General features: G+C 71.3%; 15 protein-coding genes. 14 read left to right on the forward strand and 1 reads right to left on the reverse strand.

What is annotated here, in order from left to right; translation table 11 throughout:
* Nucleotides 1-58 precede the first annotated feature (58 nt).
* A complete protein-coding gene (locus ACFY1T_RS05140) occupies nucleotides 59-1207 on the forward strand; it encodes a sensor histidine kinase (protein WP_390787036.1) in 1149 nt (382 codons plus the stop codon).
* Nucleotides 1208-1230: 23 nt separating this feature from the next.
* Here ACFY1T_RS05140 and ACFY1T_RS05145 read toward each other — a convergent pair whose 3' ends face one another.
* Nucleotides 1231-2280 carry a rod shape-determining protein gene (locus ACFY1T_RS05145; protein WP_390787037.1) on the reverse strand — a complete coding sequence of 350 codons (1050 nt, stop codon included), beginning with the start codon at nucleotides 2278-2280 and terminating at the stop codon, nucleotides 1231-1233.
* Nucleotides 2281-2397: 117 nt separating this feature from the next.
* On the opposite strand from ACFY1T_RS05145, the gene ACFY1T_RS05150 reads away from it, so the two are divergent.
* The 13 genes from ACFY1T_RS05150 to ACFY1T_RS05210 form a co-directional block, all read left to right on the forward strand.
* Entirely contained in the window at nucleotides 2398-3927 is a 1530-nt protein-coding gene (locus tag ACFY1T_RS05150) for a bifunctional folylpolyglutamate synthase/dihydrofolate synthase (protein ID WP_390787038.1), read from the forward strand.
* A gap of 3 nt (nucleotides 3928-3930) precedes the next feature.
* Nucleotides 3931-4287 carry a DUF4233 domain-containing protein gene (locus ACFY1T_RS05155; protein WP_030862357.1) on the forward strand — a complete coding sequence of 119 codons (357 nt, stop codon included), beginning with the start codon at nucleotides 3931-3933 and terminating at the stop codon, nucleotides 4285-4287.
* 168 nt (nucleotides 4288-4455) lie between these two features.
* Nucleotides 4456-4866: a nucleoside-diphosphate kinase gene (ndk, locus tag ACFY1T_RS05160; protein ID WP_030862361.1), complete on the forward strand. Its 411-nt coding sequence runs from the start codon at nucleotides 4456-4458 to the stop codon at nucleotides 4864-4866.
* 296 nt (nucleotides 4867-5162) lie between these two features.
* Nucleotides 5163-6182, forward strand: coding sequence for a rod shape-determining protein (locus tag ACFY1T_RS05165; protein ID WP_008738981.1), 1020 nt, complete (start codon nucleotides 5163-5165; stop codon nucleotides 6180-6182).
* A 127-nt stretch (nucleotides 6183-6309) separates the two neighbouring features.
* Complete coding sequence (gene mreC, locus ACFY1T_RS05170) at nucleotides 6310-7254, forward strand: rod shape-determining protein MreC (RefSeq protein WP_390787039.1); 945 nt, start codon at nucleotides 6310-6312, stop codon at nucleotides 7252-7254.
* A 12-nt stretch (nucleotides 7255-7266) separates the two neighbouring features.
* Nucleotides 7267-7971 carry a rod shape-determining protein MreD gene (mreD, locus tag ACFY1T_RS05175; protein ID WP_030862365.1) on the forward strand — a complete coding sequence of 235 codons (705 nt, stop codon included), beginning with the start codon at nucleotides 7267-7269 and terminating at the stop codon, nucleotides 7969-7971.
* Nucleotides 7972-7984: 13 nt separating this feature from the next.
* The gene (mrdA, locus tag ACFY1T_RS05180; RefSeq protein ID WP_390787040.1) at nucleotides 7985-10159 is read left to right on the forward strand and encodes a penicillin-binding protein 2; all 2175 of its coding nucleotides are present in this window, start codon (nucleotides 7985-7987) and stop codon (nucleotides 10157-10159) included.
* Nucleotides 10160-10166: 7 nt separating this feature from the next.
* Nucleotides 10167-11366, forward strand: coding sequence for a rod shape-determining protein RodA (gene rodA, locus ACFY1T_RS05185; protein ID WP_030862371.1), 1200 nt, complete (start codon nucleotides 10167-10169; stop codon nucleotides 11364-11366).
* An 81-nt stretch (nucleotides 11367-11447) separates the two neighbouring features.
* Nucleotides 11448-12971 (forward strand): CHAD domain-containing protein, encoded by a 1524-nt coding sequence (locus ACFY1T_RS05190; protein ID WP_390787041.1) that lies wholly within the window; start codon nucleotides 11448-11450, stop codon nucleotides 12969-12971.
* Nucleotides 12972-13051: 80 nt separating this feature from the next.
* Nucleotides 13052-14977 carry a TIGR03960 family B12-binding radical SAM protein gene (locus ACFY1T_RS05195; protein WP_327132048.1) on the forward strand — a complete coding sequence of 642 codons (1926 nt, stop codon included), beginning with the start codon at nucleotides 13052-13054 and terminating at the stop codon, nucleotides 14975-14977.
* A gap of 72 nt (nucleotides 14978-15049) precedes the next feature.
* Nucleotides 15050-16132, forward strand: coding sequence for a hypothetical protein (locus ACFY1T_RS05200; protein WP_390787042.1), 1083 nt, complete (start codon nucleotides 15050-15052; stop codon nucleotides 16130-16132).
* 128 nt (nucleotides 16133-16260) lie between these two features.
* Complete coding sequence (locus ACFY1T_RS05205; RefSeq protein ID WP_030862383.1) at nucleotides 16261-17040, forward strand: TIGR03936 family radical SAM-associated protein; 780 nt, start codon at nucleotides 16261-16263, stop codon at nucleotides 17038-17040.
* Between the two features lie 235 nt (nucleotides 17041-17275).
* The coding region (locus ACFY1T_RS05210; RefSeq protein WP_390787420.1) for a hypothetical protein at nucleotides 17276-17537 on the forward strand (262 nt) is incomplete at its 3' end.

Genomic DNA, 17537 nt, shown 5'->3' on the forward strand with positions numbered 1-17537 from the left:
CGATTTCAGCCGGGTTGGCTGATCCGATACCCCTCGCCGAACACGGATGATGGAAGGCATGTACGTCCCGCCCGTCGCCTCGGCGCTCCACCGGGCCGCGGCCGCCGGTCGCCGGCTCGCCGCGAGCTGGGCCGGGTCACCCCGGGCGCTTGACGTGCTCACCGCACTCAGCTGCCTGGGGCTGATGGCGCTGGACCTGCCGGGGCTGGCCGCCGCCGACAACTCGCTCAGTGGTCCGATGGCCGCCGTCGTGCTCGCCGCCGGGTGCTCGAGCCTGGTCGTGCGCCGCCGGGCGCCCTGGGTCTCGTACCTCACCGCGCTGCTCTTCATCGGCTGGCTGCACGAGCTGACGCTGATCCAGTTCGCGCTCTACTCGGTCGGCCGCTACCGGGGGCGGCGGCCGGCCGTCCTGGCCACCCTCGGGTACGTGGCCTTCGCGCTGATCGTCTTCAGCGTCCCGGGCTGGCCCGAACCGCGGGCCCAGACGCTCAGCTCGTTCCTGAGCCTCGTCGTGCCGATCGGAGTGCTCGCCTCGGCCGTCGGCATCGCCGCCTACCGGCACGACCTGGTGGGCGAGCTGACCGCCCGGCGCGCCGAGTCGGCGGTGTTCCAGGCGGTCCAGCAGGAGCGCACCTCGGTGGCCCGCGACGTCCACGACTTCGTCGGCCGGGAGCTGACCCTGCTGACGGTGCGCTCGGAGGTGCTGTCGACGCGGGCGCGCGAGACGGCGTACGCGAAGGACTTCGAGGAGCTGGCCGACACCGCGCGCCGGGCCCACCTGGTGCTCAACGAGATCATCGTGCAGCGCGGGGAGCGGGCCTCGACCCCGGGGGTGGAGGGGCTGCCGGCCCTCGCGGAGGAGAGCGGCCGCGCCGGTTCGCCCGTACGGCTGGCCCTCGATCCGCAGGTGCACGGACTGTCGCCGCTGCGCCAGGCCGCCGTCTACCGGGTGGTGCAGGAATGCCTGACCAACGCGGCCAAGCACGCCTGCGGGGAGACCATCGACGTGTCGATCGAGGCGGACGGCCCGCAGCTGCGGATCGCGGTCCGCAACGGCCTGCCCGTCCGGACGCCGGCGCGCGCCCCCGTCTCGGCGGGCTCGGGTACGGCGAGCATGTCCGAGCGCGTGCGCAGCCTGGGCGGATCCCTGACCACGACGCGCACGGAGGACTCGTACACGGTCGTGGCCACCCTCCCCAGGGCGTAGCCGCACCACCGCCCCCTCGGCCCTCAGGCCTTCGCCGGGACCAGCAGGCTGTTCAGCGTGTCCAGGTCCTCCACGCACCTGCCCGAGCCCAGCGCCACGCAGTCCAGCGGGGCGTCGGCGACGAAGACCGGGATGCCCGTCGCGGAGGCCATCCGCAGGTCCAGGCCCGGCAGCAGCGCCCCGCCGCCGGTCAGCACGATGCCGTGCTCCATCACGTCGCCCGACAGCTCGGGCGGGCACTCCTCCAGGGTGGCGCGCACGGCGGCGATGATCGCCTCGACCGGCTCGTCCAGGGCGGCCCGTACGTCCGCGGCCCCCAGCGACAGCGTCTTCGGCATGCCGCCGACCCGCTCCCGGCCGCGCACGGTGAAGGTCCGCGTCTCCAGTTCCGGCCGGTCGGGCACCGGCCAGGCCGATCCGATGCCGACCTTGACGTCCTCGGCGGTGCGCTCCCCGACGAGCAGCCCGTGCTCCTTGCGCACGTAGTCCATGATCGCGCCGTCCAGTCGGTCCCCGCCGACCCGCAGCGACCGGGAGGTGACGATCCCGCCGAGCGAGATGACGGCGACCTCGGTGGTGCCGCCGCCGATGTCCACCACCATCGAGCCGCGCGGCTCGGCCACGGGCAGGCCCGCGCCGATCGCCGCCGCCATCGGCTCCTCGATCAGGTGGACGGCCCTGGCCCCGGCCCGCGTCGAGGCGTGGACGATGGCCCGCCGCTCGACGGGGGTGACCCCGGAGGGCACGCAGACCACCATCCGGGTGCGCGGCCGCCGCCCGGGCACGGCCTTGCGGACGAAGTGCCGGATCATCTCCTCGGCGGCCTCGTAGTCGCAGATCACCCCGTCCTTCAGGGGGCGGATCGCGGTGATGGAGCCGGGGGTGCGGCCGATGGTCTCCTTGGCCTCGGTCCCCACGGCCAGGGCCGTGGTGGTGCCCGCCTTCACGGCCACCACGGACGGCTCATTGAGGACGATGCCGTGTCCCCGGGCGTAGACGAGGGTGTTCGCGGTCCCCAGGTCGATGCCTATGTCGCGGCTGGAAGCGGACTTGTCAGTGCTGGCCTGCGGCATTTGTTCCCCTATCTCCTGTCCGCAAGGCTTGCATAACGATCCGGTCGCAACGGCCGCCGAAGGTCCCGAAACGGCCGGGTAGAAAGTCCCCGGGCCCCCCGTCCGTAGACTGGCCCCGTGAGTGAGCAGCAGCCCGAGAGCAACGGACCCGACGACCGCGACGAGACCTCCGATCTCTTCGAGCGGATCGTGGCCGAAGAGTCCGACCGCGACCCCGACCTGGCGGTGATCGAGGCCGGCAGCCGCACCCTGCGCGCCCAGGCCGGACCGCCGCAGGGCGACCCGGCATCGTCGCAGCCCCTCGACCCGGAGGTGGCGCGACTGCTCCAGGAGGTGGAGCAGGAGCTTTCCACCCGCTGGGGCGAGACCAAGCTGGAGCCCTCCGTCACGCGCATCGCCGCGCTGATGGACGTCCTGGGCGAACCGCAGCGCGCGTACCCCTCCATCCACGTGACCGGCACCAACGGCAAGACCAGCACGGCCCGCATGATCGAGGCCCTGCTGAACGCCTTCGAGCTGCGCACCGGCCGCTACACCAGCCCGCACGTGCAGTCGGTCACCGAGCGGATCAGCCTCGACGGGGCCCCGATCAGCGCCGAGCGCTTCATCGAGACGTACTACGACATCAAGCCGTACGTGGAGATGGTCGACTCCTCCGAGGAGTTCCGGCTGTCCTTCTTCGAGGTGCTCACCGGCATGGCGTACGCGGCCTTCGCGGACGCCCCGGTGGACGCGGCCGTCGTCGAGGTCGGCATGGGCGGCACCTGGGACGCGACCAACGTGATCGACGGCGCGGTCGCGGTGGTCACCCCGATCAGCCTGGACCACACGGACCGGCTCGGCTCCACGCCCGGCGAGATCGCCCAGGAGAAGGGCGGCATCATCAAGCAGGACGCCACCGTGATCCTGGCGCAGCAGCCGGTGGACGCGGCGCAGGTGCTGCTGAAGAAGGCCGTCGAGGTCGACGCGACGGTGGCCCGCGAGGGCATGGAGTTCGGCGTCGTCTCGCGCGAGGTGGCGGTCGGCGGGCAGATGCTGACGCTGCGCGGCGTGGGCGGCGAGTACGACGGCATCTTCCTGCCGCTGTACGGGGCCCACATGGCCCACAACGCGGCGGTGGCGCTGGCGGCCGTCGAGGCCTTCTTCGGGGTCGGCGCCGAGCAGTCGCGGGAGCTGGACCTGGAGACCGTGCGCCGGGCCTTCGCCTCGGTGACCTCGCCGGGCCGGATGGAGGTCGTACGGCGCAGCCCGACCGTCGTCCTGGACGCGGCGCACAACCCGGCGGGCGCGCAGGTCACGGCCGAGGCGGTGACCGAGGCCTTCGGCTTCAGCCGGCTGATCGGGGTCATGGCGGCGAGCGAGGGCAAGGACGTCAAGGGGGTCCTGGAGGCCTTCGAGCCGATCTTCGCGGAAATCGTGGTCACGGAGAACTCCAGCCACCGGGCGATGTCCGCCGACGAGCTGGCGGCCGTGGCGGTCGAGGTCTTCGGGCCCGACCGGGTGCAGGTGGAGCCGCGGCTGGACGACGCCCTGGAGGCGGCGATCACCCTCGCGGAGGAAGAGGCCGAGTACGGAGGGGCCGGGGTCCTGGTGACCGGTTCCGTGATCACGGTGGGCGAGGCCCGCCTGCTGCTGAAGAGGGGCTGAGGGATGCGCACGCTGTGTGCTTCGACGCTGATCGGCGAGTTCTTCGTGATCGGTTTCGCCGGGCTGGTCGCCATGAAGAACCCGGATCTGACCCAGGCCACGGTGTGGACGGTCTGCGGGATCGCCATGCTGCTGTCGGTGCTGCTGTGCGGGATGCTGTCGCGCCCGGGCGCGGTCCAGATCGGCTGGGCCCTGCAGATCGGGCTGATCCTGAGCGGGTTCGTCGTCCCGATGATGTTCTTCCTCGGCGCGGCGTTCGCGGGCCTGTGGTGGTGCTCGGTGCACTACGGCACCAAGATCGACGTGATCAAGGCGCGCTGGGCGGCCCAGAGCGAGGCGCAGGGCGAGGCCCAGGCCTGAGGCGGCACGGCCCCGGTCGGAGCAGTGGCCCCGGCCGGAGCGGCCCCGGTCGGAGCAGTGGCCCCGGCCGGAGTTCCGGGCGCCCGGGGCCCGGGGCTCCGCGCAGGGGCCCCGCTGACTCCCTGTAGCCTCGTCGGACCGCACCCGTATGCCGCAAGGAGCCGCAACATGACCCAGCGCACGCTCGTCATCCTCAAGCCCGACGCCGTCCGTCGAGGCCTGATCGGCGAGATCATCGGCCGCATCGAGCGGAAGGCCGGCTGGACCGTTCCCGCCCTGGAGCTGCGCACGCTGGACCAGGAGACCCTGGAGACCCACTACGGCGAGCACAAGGGCAAGCCCTTCTACGAGCCCCTCATGGGCTTCATGGCGAGCGGCCCGGTCGTGGTCCTCGTGGTGGAAGGGGAACGCGCGATCGAGGGTGTCCGCCAGCTGGCCGGACCCACTGACCCGATCGCCGCGGCGCCCGGCTCCATCCGGGGGGACTTCGGCACCATCACCCGGGAGAACCTCATCCACGCCTCGGACTCCGAGGAGTCCGCGGAGCGCGAGCTGAAGCTGTTCTTCCCCTCTCTCTGATGAGTCCTTCCTGACGTAACATCAGCCGAATAGCGCTCATGACCTGGGGCGACCGAAGTAATTTCGGTCGCCCTTCGGTATTACCGTGCTGACGCGGGAACGCATGTGCAGGACACGTCGTCACCACTAAGGGGGCGGGTTTCCGTTCCGGCGGGATTGCCGGAGTCCCGTCGCGCGGTGTTCATACTTGCGGCACTACGATGGGGCCTCCACCCACACACCCACCTCGCCGACCTGACAGCAGCCGCTATCAACTGGAAGGCCAGACGCTCCTCATGGGGAACAAGGGGAACAACATGTCGTTCATCGGCCGTGACATGGCGATCGACCTCGGGACCGCCAACACGCTGGTGTACGTGAGGGGCCGGGGGATCGTCCTGAACGAGCCGTCCGTGGTCGCCATCAACACGAACACCGGCGGCATTCTGGCGGTCGGCTCCGAGGCGAAGAAGATGATCGGCCGGACGCCCGGCAACATCGTCGCCGTACGGCCCCTCAAGGACGGCGTGATCGCCGACTTCGAGATCACCGAGCGTATGCTCCGGTACTTCATCCTCAAGATCCACAAGCGCCGCTACCTGGCTCGTCCGCGCGTCGTGGTCTGCGTCCCCTCCGGCATCACCGGAGTGGAGCGCCGCGCCGTCATCGAGGCGTCCACGCAGGCCGGCGCCCGCCAGGTGCACATCATCGAAGAGCCCATGGCCGCCGCCATCGGCTCGGGCCTGCCCGTCCACGAGGCCACCGGCAACATGGTCGTGGACATCGGCGGCGGCACCACCGAGGTCGCCGTCATCTCCCTCGGCGGAATCGTCACGGCACAGTCCATCCGGGTGGCCGGCGACGAGCTCGACAACGCGATCATCCAGCACATCAAGAAGGAGTACTCGCTCCTCCTCGGTGAGCGCACGGCCGAGCAGATCAAGATCACCATCGGGTCGGCGTACGACCTCGACAAGGACGAGCACACCGAGATCCGCGGTCGCGACCTCGTCTCCGGCCTGCCCAAGACGGTCGTCATCTCGGCCGCCGAGGTCCGCAAGGCCATCGAGGAGCCGGTCAACGCCATCGTCGACGCGGTCAAGACGACGCTCGACAAGTGCCCGCCCGAGCTCTCCGGCGACATCATGGACCGCGGCATCGTGCTGACCGGCGGCGGCGCCCTGCTGCGCGGCCTCGACGAGCGGCTGCGCCGCGAGACGGGCATGCCGATCCACATCGCGGAGGACCCGCTCGACTCCGTCGCCCTCGGCTCCGGCAAGTGCGTGGAGGAGTTCGAGGCACTCCAGCAGGTTCTGGACGCCCAGCCCCGGCGCTGACACAGACCTCCGTCCGGGGGCCATGCGGAACACAAGGATCCGCCGTACGGGTGCTGCCGCGCCCGTGCGGCGGATCGTTGATATACAGACCAAAGAATTTCCGATGAGGAAGGCACGGCCGCCGCACGTGAGGGACACACGAGAAAGCCGGCTGCTCCTGGTGCTTCTGATCGCCATCGCGTTCGCACTGATCACGGTGGACATCAGGGCAGGCGAGGAGTCTCCGGTCGACGGCGCCCGGCAGGCCGCCGCAGCGGCCTTCGGCCCGGTCGAGAAGGGCGTCGCGACAGCCGTCGACCCCGTCGCCAACGCGATAGGAGCCGTACGGGACTCCGGCGAGCGGCACAACCGCATCGCCACGCTGGAGCGCGAGAACGCCGCCCTGAAGGCCAAGCTGGGCAGCGACGACCAGACCCGCAGCCGCATCCACGAGCTCGACGAGATGCTCAAGCGGGCCGGCGCCGGACAGTACGGCATCAAGGGCGCCGAGGTCATCGCCATAGGAGCGGCCCAGGGCTTCTCCTGGACCGTCACCATCGACGCCGGCAGCAAGGACGGCATCGAGCGCGACATGACCGTGCTCAACGGCGAGGGACTCGTCGGCCGGGTCGCCACCGTCGGCCCCGACACCGCCACGGTCGTCCTCGCCAACGACCCCGACTTCACCGTGGGCACCCGCCTGGAGAAGACCGGCGAGCTCGGCTTCGCCACCGGCCAGGGCGACCGCGCCCTGTCCGTCCAGATGCTCAACGGCAAGGCCAAGGTCAACCCGGGCGACCGGCTCGTGACCTTCGGCTCCCGCGGCAACAAGCCGTTCGTGCCCGGCGTCCCCATCGGCGAGGTCGTCAAGGTCGACCCCTCGCGCGGCGACCTGACCCGCACCATCTGGGTCCGGCCGTTCGTCGGCTTCTCGCGGCTGGACATCGTCGGCGTCGTCGTCATGCCGCCGCGCGAGGACCCGCGCGACGCCGTGCTGCCCCCCAAGCCGGAGGTGAAGCCCACCCCGACGGTCACCGTCACGGTCACCCCGTCGCCGTCCGCCACCGGGCCCGCCAAGCCGGCCGACGAGTAGGAGCTGACCCCCATGCGCTTCAACCGGATCCTGCTCTCGGCCACGCTCGTCGTGGTCGCCCTCGTCGTCCAGGTCTCCGTCCTGGGCCGGCTGCAACTGCCCGGCGCCGTACCCGACCTGGTCCTGCTCACCGTCGTCGCCCTCGCCCTCGTGTACGGGCACGTCAGCGGCGCGCTCATCGGCTTCGCCGCCGGACTCCTCGCCGACCTGGCCCCGCCCGCCGACCACGCCGCCGGGCGGTACGCGCTCGTGCTCTGCGTCATCGGGTACGCCGCCGGGCTGGCCCGCCCCGACTCCGGGCGGTTCCGCTCCGCCTGGGGCCCGATGCTGACCGTCGTCGCCGCCGCGATCGGCTCCACCCTGCTCTACGCCGGGGTGGGCGCGCTCGTCGGCGACACGGCCGCCCGTCACGTCGGGCTCACCGGGCTGCTGTTCACCGCGACCCTCTACGACCTGCTGCTCGCCCCCTTCACCGTGCCGTTCATCATGGCGCTGGCCCGGCGGGCCGAGAACGACCCGATGGCCGTGGAGGCGGGCGGCGGCCAGGCCCAGGCCGCCGACGTGTCCTCCGGCTGGCTCGCCGGCGGCACCGGGCTGCGCATCGGCAGTCAGCGCGGCGGCCTGCGGCGGGGGCTCGCACGCGGCCGCGCCAACAAGGCCGTCCGGATAAAGGGCGTCAAGGCGATCAAGAGTGTGAAGAGCGTCAAGAAGCTGTGAGGGAGGAGCTCCCGTGACCAATGCCCCCGAGACCGGCCGCACGTCCCGCGTGCGGATCAGACTCGTGATCATGCAGGTGCTCGTCCTCTCCTTCCTCCTCACCCTCGGCGGGCGCCTGTGGTACCTCCAGGTCCGCAACGGCGCCGAGTACTACCACGAGGCGAAGAGCAACCACGTCCAGCAGGTCGTCCAGCCGGCCGTCCGCGGCTCGATCCTGGACGCCCGCGGCGTCCCGCTCGCCGACAACGAGACCCGCCTGGTCGTCTCCGCCAGCCGCACCGCGCTGATGAAGATGAAGGACAAGGGCAAGGGCGTCCTGACCCGGCTCTCGGGCGTCCTGGACATGAAGCCCCAGGACGTCATGAACAAGGTCCGGGTCTGCGACTCCCAGACCCCCAAGCCCTGCTGGAACGGTTCGCCCTACCAGCCGATCCCCGTCACCACCGAGGCCACCACCCAGCAGGCCCTGCAGATCCGCGAGCGCCCCGAGGAGTACCCCGGCATCACGGCCGAGCCCACCGCCGTGCGCCGCTACCCCGCGCCCGGCGGCGCCAACACCGGCCAGGTGCTGGGCTACCTCTCCCCGGTCACCGACGAGGAGATCCAGAAGGCCAAGAACACCAACTCGCCGCTGCTCCGCTCCGACCAGGTCGGCCGCTTCGGCCTGGAGCGGACGTACGACCGGACCCTGCGGGGCAAGTCCGGCGTCACCCGCTACGAGGTCGACAACCTCGGCCGGGTCATGGGCCAGGCCAAGAACGACCCGACGGTCGCCGGCGCCCATCTCGTGACCAGCATCGACGCCCGCGTCCAGGGCGTCGCCGAGTTCGAGCTGAACGCGGCCATGCTGGAGGCCCGCAAGCAGATCGACCGCAACACCGGCGTCCTGTACAAGGCCGACGCCGGGGCCGTGGTCGTCCTGGAGTCCAAGACGGGCCGGGTCGTGGCCATGGCCTCCATGCCCACCTACGACCCGAACGTCTGGGTCGGCGGGATCTCCGGCAAGGACTACGCCAAGCTCACCGCCAAGGAGTCCAACGTCCCGCTGATGAACCGGGCGATCCAGGGCCAGGCCGCCCCGGGCTCCATCTTCAAGGTCATCCCCACCGCGGCCGCCGTCAACGCCGGGTACGACTTCGACGGGGACTACCCCTGCCCGAGCTCCTACGCCATCGGCGGCCAGGTCTTCAAGAACTTCGAGTCCCAGGGCCACGGCAACATCACCCTCGGCCGGGCCCTCGAAGTCTCCTGCGACACCGTGTTCTACGCCCTCGGCCACCAGCAGTGGATCAAGGACGGCGGACTCCACCCCAAGAAGCCCCCGGCCGAGATCTTCTACAAGACCGCCCACCAGTTCGGCCTCGGCGCCGAGACCCACGTGGACCTGCCGGGCGAGGAGAAGGGCCGGGTCCCCGACCGGGAGTGGAAGCAGAAGTTCTGGCAGGCCAACAAGGACATGTGGTGCAAGACCGGGAAGAAGGGCGGCACCTACGTGGAGCTGCTCTCGTACGAGAACTGCCTCGAAGGCAACCTCATGCGCGCCGGTGACGCCATCAACTACTCCATCGGGCAGGGCGACACCCTGGTCACCCCGATCCAGATGGCCACCATCTACGCGGCCATCTCCAACGGCGGCACCCTGTGGAACCCGACCATCGGCAAGGCCGTCATCAGCGCCGACGGCAAGCACACCGAGCCGATCCCGCCGCAGGCCCACGGCAAGCTGCCCATGACGGAGGCCACCCGCCGTAAGATCAACGAGGCCCTGGAGGGCGTCGCCACCCGCGGCACCGCCGCCTGGCGCTTCGGCGGCTGGCCGCAGAAGCAGATCCCCATGCACGCCAAGACCGGTACCGCCGAGGTCTACGGCAAGCAGACCACCTCGTGGTTCGCCACGTACACCGAGGACTTCACGATCGTGATGACGATCTCCCAGGGCGGCACCGGTTCGGGTGCCTCCGGACCCGCCGTCCGCAACATCTACAACGCCATCTACGGTCTGAACATGGCCGGCAAGCAGGACACCGAAAAGGCCTTCCTGCTCAAGCCGGAGGCGAAGCTCCCCACCATCGGGCCCGACGGCACCATCGACGCCCCCGACATCAAGCCCTACGTGCCCCCGTCCCCGGAGGAACCGGCGCCCGCGCTCGCCGGTCCCCCCGCCCCGCCCGCCGCGCGGCAGGACTGAGACCCCGATGCAGACCGCGAACAAGTTCTCCGTATCCCGGTACGCGCCCGAGCGCGGCGCGATGGCCAAGCTGACCTCGCGCGACTCGGTGCTGCGCCGGCTCGACTGGCCGATACTCCTCTCGGCACTCGCCCTGTCCTTCATCGGCGCCCTGCTGGTGTGGTCGGCGACCCGCAACCGCACCCAGCTCAACCAGGGCGACCCGTACTACTTCCTGGTCCGGCACGCCCTGAACACCGGCATCGGCCTCGTGCTGATGATCGGCACCGTCTGGCTCGGCCACCGCACCCTGCGCGGCGCCGTGCCGATCCTGTACGGGCTCTCCCTGGTGCTGATCCTCGCCGTGCTCACGCCGCTCGGCGCCACCATCAACGGCGCCCACGCCTGGATCGTGATCGGCGGCGGGTTCTCGCTCCAGCCCTCCGAGTTCGTGAAGATCACGATCATCCTGGTCATGGCGATGCTGCTGGCCACCCGGGTGGACGCGGGCGACCTCGCCCACCCCGACCACCGCACCGTGGTCAAGGCGCTGTGCCTGGCCGCCGCGCCGATGGGCATCGTCATGCTGATGCCCGACCTCGGCTCCGTCATGGTCATGGTCGTCATCGTGCTCGGCGTCCTGCTCGCCTCGGGCGCCTCCAACCGCTGGGTGGTCGGGCTGATGGGCTCCGGCGCGGCCGGGGCCATCCTGATCTGGCAGCTCGGCGTGCTCGACGAGTACCAGATCAACCGCTTCGCGGCCTTCGCCAACCCCGACCTCGACCCCGCCGGCGTCGGCTACAACACCAACCAGGCGCGGATCGCGATCGGCTCCGGCGGACTGACCGGCTCCGGGCTCTTCAAGGGCTCGCAGACCACCGGCCAGTTCGTGCCCGAGCAGCAGACCGACTTCGTCTTCACGGTGGCGGGGGAGGAGCTCGGCTTCCTCGGCGCCGGTCTGATCCTGGTCCTGCTCGGCATCATCCTCTGGCGGGCCTGCATGATCGCCCGTGAGACCACGGAGCTGTACGGGACGATCGTGTGCGCCGGGATCATCGCCTGGTTCGCCTTCCAGGCCTTCGAGAACATCGGGATGACCCTCGGGATCATGCCGGTGGCGGGGCTGCCGCTGCCGTTCGTCTCCTACGGAGGCTCGTCCATGTTCGCGGTGTGGGTGGCGGTCGGGCTGCTGCAGTCGATCAGGGTGCAACGGCCGATGTCGGCCTAGCGGGGCCGATCTTCGGCCGGTTCCGCCGTCGTTTTCCCGTTCACCCTGCCGTGGTGATCCGTTCAGGACTAAGTTCGTTGCATGGCGGACACGAAACGCGAGATCGAGCGCAAATTCGAGTTCACGACGAGCAAGGCCGAGCGCCGCGGAGTCCCTGACCTGACCGGCACGGCCGCGATCGCGGCCGTCGCCGACCAGGGCACCATCGACCTCGACGCGGTCTACTACGACACCCCCGACCAGCGGCTCGCCGCGGACGGCCTCACCCTCAGGCGGCGCACCGGCGGCGCGGACGCCGGCTGGCACCTCAAACTGCCCGTCTCCCCGGGCGTCCGCGACGAGGTCACCGCACCGCTGGGCGACACCCTCCCGCGCGCCCTCGCCGCCCTCGTCCGCTCCCGCGTCCGCGACGGCGCCCTGGAGCCGCAGGTCCGGCTCCTCTCCTCCCGCCGCGTGACCCACCTCCTCGACTCCGAAGGCGCGCTCCTCGCGGAGCTGTCGACCGACGCCGTCCGCGCCGAGCGGGACGAGGCCGCCGCGGCGTGGACGGAGGTCGAGGTCGAACTCGCCGACGGCGTCGACCCCGCGCTCCTCGACGCCGTCGAGAAGAGGTTCCGCAAAGCCGGGCTCAAGGTCTCCGACGCCCCCTCCAAGCTCGCCCGGGCACTCGCCGAGACGGGCACCGAGCCGCCGCCGCGGCCCGGGCCCGCCGGAGCCGAGGGCACCGCGGGCGCGCTGGTCCTCTCGTACCTGCGCGAACAGCGCGACGCGCTCGTCGCCCAGGACCCGGCGGTCCGCCGCAACCTGCCGGACTCCGTCCACCAGATGCGGATCGCCTGCCGCCGGACGCGCAGCGCCTTCAAGACGTTCCGCAAGGTCCTCGACCGCGCCGTCACCGATCCGATCGGCGAGGAGCTCCGCTGGCTGGCCGCCGAGCTCGGCCTCGACCGCGACCAGGAAGTCCTCTTCGACCGCATCCAGGCCCACGTCTCCGAGCTGCCCCGCACCCTCGTGGTCGGCCCCGTCCGCGGCCGCCTGCGGACGTGGAACAACGCCCGCCGCTCGGCGACCCGGCGCCGCGCGCTGGCCGCCCTCGACGCCAAGCGGTACGCGGCCCTGCTCGACTCCCTCGACGCACTGCTGGCGGAGCCGCCCCTGCTCCCCGGCGCGGCCAAGCCGGCCGCCCAGGCCCTGCCCAAGGCCGTCCTCAAGGACTACGAACGGCTCGCCACCCGCGTCGCCGGGGCCCTCGACCTGGACCCGGGCGAAGGGCGTGACCTGGCCCTCCACGAGGCCCGCAAGGCCGCCAAGCGCGCCCGCTACGCCGCGGAGGCGGCCACCGCCGAGCTCGGCAAGGCGGCGAAGCAGCTGGCCAAGGCCGTGAAATCGGTCCAGAGCCTGCTCGGCGACCACCAGGACAGCGTCGTCGCCCGCGAGGCCTTGCGCGGCCTCGGCGCCCAGGCGGCCGGAGCGGGAGAGTCCGCTTTCACCTGGGGCGTGCTCTACGCCCGTGAAGAGGCCCTGGCCGCACAGGGTGAGCGGGAGCTTCCGGACGTATGGGGGCAAGCCTCGGACCCCGCGCTCCGGGCGGAGCTGGGCGCCTAGGCGGCGATCACGGCGGCAAGGGGCGGCTGCGCCTCGGGTTACGCTTGAGAGTCGCCCCCTGCCAGCTTCACGAAAGTCGCGTGATGTCCGAGTCGGTCTTCCCACAGCTCGAAGCTCTGCTCCCGCATGTGCAGAAGCCCATCCAGTACGTCGGCGGTGAACTCAACTCCACCGTCAAGCCGTGGGATTCGTGTGACGTCCGCTGGGCGCTCATGTACCCGGACGCGTACGAGGTGGGGCTGCCCAACCAGGGCGTCATGATCCTTTACGAGGTGCTGAACGAGCGCGAGGGCGTGCTCGCGGAGCGCACGTACAGCGTGTGGCCGGACCTCGAGGAACTGATGCGCGAGCACAAGGTGCCGCAGTTCACCGTGGACAGCCACCGCCCCGTGGGCGCCTTCGACGTGTTCGGCCTGTCCTTCTCCACGGAGCTGGGCTACACGAACATGCTCACGGCGCTGGACCTGGCGGGCATCCCGTTGGAGGCCAGGAACCGCACGGTCGACCACCCCATCGTCCTCGCGGGCGGCCACGCGGCCTTCAACCCCGAGCCGATCGCGGAGTTCATCGACTGCGCGGTCATCGGCGACGGCGAGCAGGCCGTCCTCGACATGACCGAGATCATCCGCACGTGGAAGGCCGAGGGCCGTCCGGGCGGGCGCGAAGAGGTCCTCTTCCGCCTCGCCAAGACCGGCCAGGTCTACGTGCCGGGCTTCTACGACGTCGACTACCTGCCCGACGGCCGCATCGCGCGCGTCGCGCCGAACAAGTCGGGCGTCCCGTACCGCGTGTCCAAGCACACGGTCATGGACCTCGACGAGTGGCCGTACCCGAAGCAGCCGCTGGTCCCGCTCGCCGAGACCGTCCACGAGCGGATGTCCGTCGAGATCTTCCGCGGCTGCACCCGCGGCTGCCGTTTCTGCCAGGCCGGCATGATCACGCGCCCCGTGCGGGAGCGAAGCATCACCGGCATCGGCGAGATGGTGGAGAAGGGCCTCAAGGCGACGGGTTTCGAGGAGGTCGGCCTCCTCTCGCTGTCCTCCGCGGACCACACCGAGATCGCCGAGATCGCCAAGGGCCTCGCGGACCGCTACACGGACGACAAGGTGGGCCTGTCCCTGCCGTCGACCCGCGTGGACGCGTTCAACGTGGACCTGGCGAACGAGCTGACGCGCAACGGCCGCCGCTCCGGTCTGACCTTCGCCCCCGAGGGCGGCTCCGAGCGCATGCGCAAGGTCATCAACAAGATGGTCTCGGAAGAGGACCTGATCCGGACGGTCGCCACCGCGTACGGCAACGGCTGGCGCCAGGTGAAGCTGTACTTCATGTGCGGCCTGCCCACCGAGACCGACGAGGACGTGCTCCAGATCGGCGACATGGCGGTCAACGTCATCGCCAAGGGCCGCGAGGTCTCCGGCCAGAACGACATCCGCTGCACGGTGTCGATCGGCGGATTCGTGCCCAAGCCGCACACCCCGTTCCAGTGGGCGCCGCAGCTGTCGGCCGAGGAGACGGACGCGCGCCTGACGAAGCTGCGCGACAAGATCCGCGGCGACAAGAAGTACGGCCGCTCCATCGGCTTCCGCTACCACGACGGCAAGCCGGGCATCGTCGAGGGCCTCCTCTCGCGCGGCGACCGCCGCATCGGCGACGTCATCCGCGCCGTGTACGAGTCGGGCGGCCGCTTCGACGGCTGGCGCGAGCACTTCTCGTACGACCGCTGGATGGAGGCCGCGGAGAAGACGCTGCCGGCCTACGGCGTGGACGTGGCCTGGTACACCACGCGCGAGCGCACGTACGAGGAGGTCCTGCCCTGGGACCACCTGGACTCCGGTCTCGACAAGGACTGGCTCTGGGAGGACTGGCAGGACGCCCTCGACGAGACCGAGGTCGACGACTGCCGCTGGACCCCGTGCTTCGACTGCGGCGTCTGCCCCCAGATGGACACGCACATCCAGATCGGCCCCACGGGCAAGAAGCTCCTTCCCCTGACGGTCGTGAAGTAAAGAGACGTAACCCTTGAGTCACGAGAGGCCCCCACCCGCAACGGATGGGGGCCTCGCCCGTGTCCTACGGGTATGGAACTCGACAAGCGGCCTCCCGGTGACGGCGGCGAAGGATGCCTGGTGGGCGTCGTCCGGGTGCCCGTCAAGATCGTGACGTTGATCGTCGTACTGCCCGTACGGGTGGTTTGGGATCTGCTCGTCGCGTTCGGGCGGGCCGCTCGGCGGCACGTGCTCGGGCCCTTGCGCGTGTACGTCCTCGAGCCGGTGCTGCGCGGCCTCGGCCGGGTGCTGACCGTGCTGCTCAAGCTGGTGTTCGTCTGGCCCTGGACCGGCCTGTGGCGGTACCTGCTCGTCCCGGTCGGACAGGGGACGGCCCGGGTGTGGCGGGGCCTGTACGGGCAGGTGCTGGCGCCGGCCGGACGGTTCACGACCGCCTGCGTGCTGCGTCCGATCGGGGAGGCGCTGGCCTGGCTCGCCCCCGGCGGCATGCGCTACCTGCTCGCGCCCCTCGCCAAGGGCGTCGCCTGGATCGCTTGGGCCCTCGGCATGGCGCTGTTCGTCTGGCCGTGGGCCGCGCTGTGGCGCTACGTGCTCGAGCCGGTGGGCCGCGGAGCGGTCCGGCTCGCCGCGACGGCCTACCGGTACGTGCTGACCCCCGTCGGGCACGGCCTCGTATGGCTGGCGGTCGCGGTGTTCCGGTACCTGCTGCGGCCCGTCGGACTGGGTCTCGCCTGGCTCGTGGTCGCCCTCTACCGGTACCTGCTGCGGCCCGTCGGGCTCGGCATCGCATGGCTGGCCGCCGCCCTGTACCGGTACCTGCTCGCGCCGCTCGGGCAGGTGCTCGTCTGGGCCTGGCACGTCGCCGGGCGGATCGCCTCGGCCCTGTGGCGCGGGATCCGGCTGGTCGGACGCGTGCTCGTCGGCCGGCCCGCGGCGCAGGTGTACCGGTACGTACTGACACCCGTCGGACATGTCGTACGGGATGTGTGGCGCAGCGTCCGCACCACCGCCCGCGAGGTCCGGGCCGAAGTGCGAAAGGCGCTGTTCGGGGGGGACGGCCGGGAACCGGCGAGGTCACGGGCGCGTACTCTGGGTAGTACGACAGCCGCGAGCAACCCGCCCGCCCCCGAGCGCTCCCTGCACCAGCAGGGGTGAGCCGAGAGGGCACGGCGTGGTCCGCCGGCTCACCGGACCTCAGGGCGACGCGCGAGCCGCGGAGCCCCGCACAAGGAGAAGAACCACTGGGCAAGCGACAGCCCGAAGGCCCGCCCCCCGCACCGGTGGTGCAGCGCATCCGACTGCGCTACACCAAGCGCGGCCGCCTCCGGTTCACCAGCCACCGAGACTTCCAGCGCGCGTTCGAGCGGGCCCTGCGCCGCGCCGAGGTGCCCATGGCGTACTCGGCGGGCTTCACCCCTCACCCCCGCGTGTCGTACGCGAACGCCGCGCCGACCGGCACCGGCAGCGAGGCCGAGTACCTGGAGATCGCGCTCGCCGAGCCCCGCGACCCCGAGAAGCTCCGCGAACTGCTCGACGAGTCGATGCCGGTCGGCCTCGACATCACCGAGGCCGTCGAGGCCCGCACCAGCGGGCTCGCCGACCGGCTGACCGCCTCCGTGTGGGAGCTGCGGCTCGAGGGTGTGGAGGGCGCCGACGCCCAGCGGGCGGTCGAGGCCTTCCTCGCAGCCGAGGCGGTGGAGGTGCAGCGCCGCACCAAGAACGGCATGCGCACCTTCGACACCCGGGGCGCCGTGGTCAGCCTCGTCACGGTTCCCGCGCCGGCTGATAGGACGCCGGACAATGCCTGTGCGATACTGCGGCTGGTTGTTCGGCATCTGACACCTGCCGTTCGACCCGACGACGTCCTGTCCGGTCTCCAAGCTGTGGCCGACCTGGCGCCGCCGGTCCCCGCAGCGGTGACCAGGCTGGCGCAGGGGCTCTTCGACGAGGAGTCCGGCACGGTGACCGACCCGCTCGCGCCCGACCGCGAGGCTGTCACGGCCGCCCCACCCACGGCCGCCGTAGCAGCCGACGCGAAGGCGCCGGAAGGTCCCGCCGCGTAAGGATCGTCGTCGTCGCGCAGCCCTGGCACTCGGGAGCCACCTGGGTCGGGCCGCGCACAGACCTGAAGACTTCCGCCAGGCCGTACGGACAAGACGTACGGAACCGGCGGCCATGGACTACAGCTCCCGTGTGGCGAACGCGCCCCGGAGGCCGGTTCCGCGCTGATCGGCGCGGAACCGAGCCGGACCGGAAGTCAGCCGCGGCGCCCGGGAGCGTGACGGGAGAACCGCCCGCATGCTCAACAACGAAACCAACAACACCACCGGTGGCGCCGACAGCGGCAGCCCGAGCGACAACCTGCCTCCGCGCAGGCGTCGCCGTGCCGCGTCGAGGCCCGCGGGACCGCCCGGCGGGACGCCCGTCGCCCCCGCCGCGGTGACCGAGGCCGAGGCCGCTCCGGCCGCCCCCGCCGCCGAGGAGGCCGCTCCGGCCGCCGCTCCGGCCCGTACCCGCCGCCGTGCGACCCGCGCCGTGGCCGCCCCGGAGACCCCGGCTC

The sequence above is a fragment of the Streptomyces sp. NPDC001194 genome (genome assembly GCF_042896985.1).
Classification (GTDB): domain Bacteria; phylum Actinomycetota; class Actinomycetes; order Streptomycetales; family Streptomycetaceae; genus Streptomyces.

What these genes read in the sequence shown, in the direction of transcription:
- ACFY1T_RS05140 (WP_390787036.1), top strand. Translation starts at nt 59, where the DNA reads ATGTACGTCCCGCCCGTCGCCTCGGCGCTCCACCGGGCCGCGGCCGCC.
- ACFY1T_RS05145 (WP_390787037.1), bottom strand. Translation starts at nt 2,280, where the DNA reads ATGCCGCAGGCCAGCACTGACAAGTCCGCTTCCAGCCGCGACATAGGC.
- ACFY1T_RS05155 (WP_030862357.1), top strand. Translation starts at nt 3,931, where the DNA reads ATGCGCACGCTGTGTGCTTCGACGCTGATCGGCGAGTTCTTCGTGATC.
- ndk (WP_030862361.1), top strand. Translation starts at nt 4,456, where the DNA reads ATGACCCAGCGCACGCTCGTCATCCTCAAGCCCGACGCCGTCCGTCGA.
- ACFY1T_RS05165 (WP_008738981.1), top strand. Translation starts at nt 5,163, where the DNA reads ATGTCGTTCATCGGCCGTGACATGGCGATCGACCTCGGGACCGCCAAC.
- mreD (WP_030862365.1), top strand. Translation starts at nt 7,267, where the DNA reads ATGCGCTTCAACCGGATCCTGCTCTCGGCCACGCTCGTCGTGGTCGCC.
- rodA (WP_030862371.1), top strand. Translation starts at nt 10,167, where the DNA reads ATGCAGACCGCGAACAAGTTCTCCGTATCCCGGTACGCGCCCGAGCGC.
- ACFY1T_RS05190 (WP_390787041.1), top strand. Translation starts at nt 11,448, where the DNA reads ATGGCGGACACGAAACGCGAGATCGAGCGCAAATTCGAGTTCACGACG.
- ACFY1T_RS05200 (WP_390787042.1), top strand. Translation starts at nt 15,050, where the DNA reads ATGGAACTCGACAAGCGGCCTCCCGGTGACGGCGGCGAAGGATGCCTG.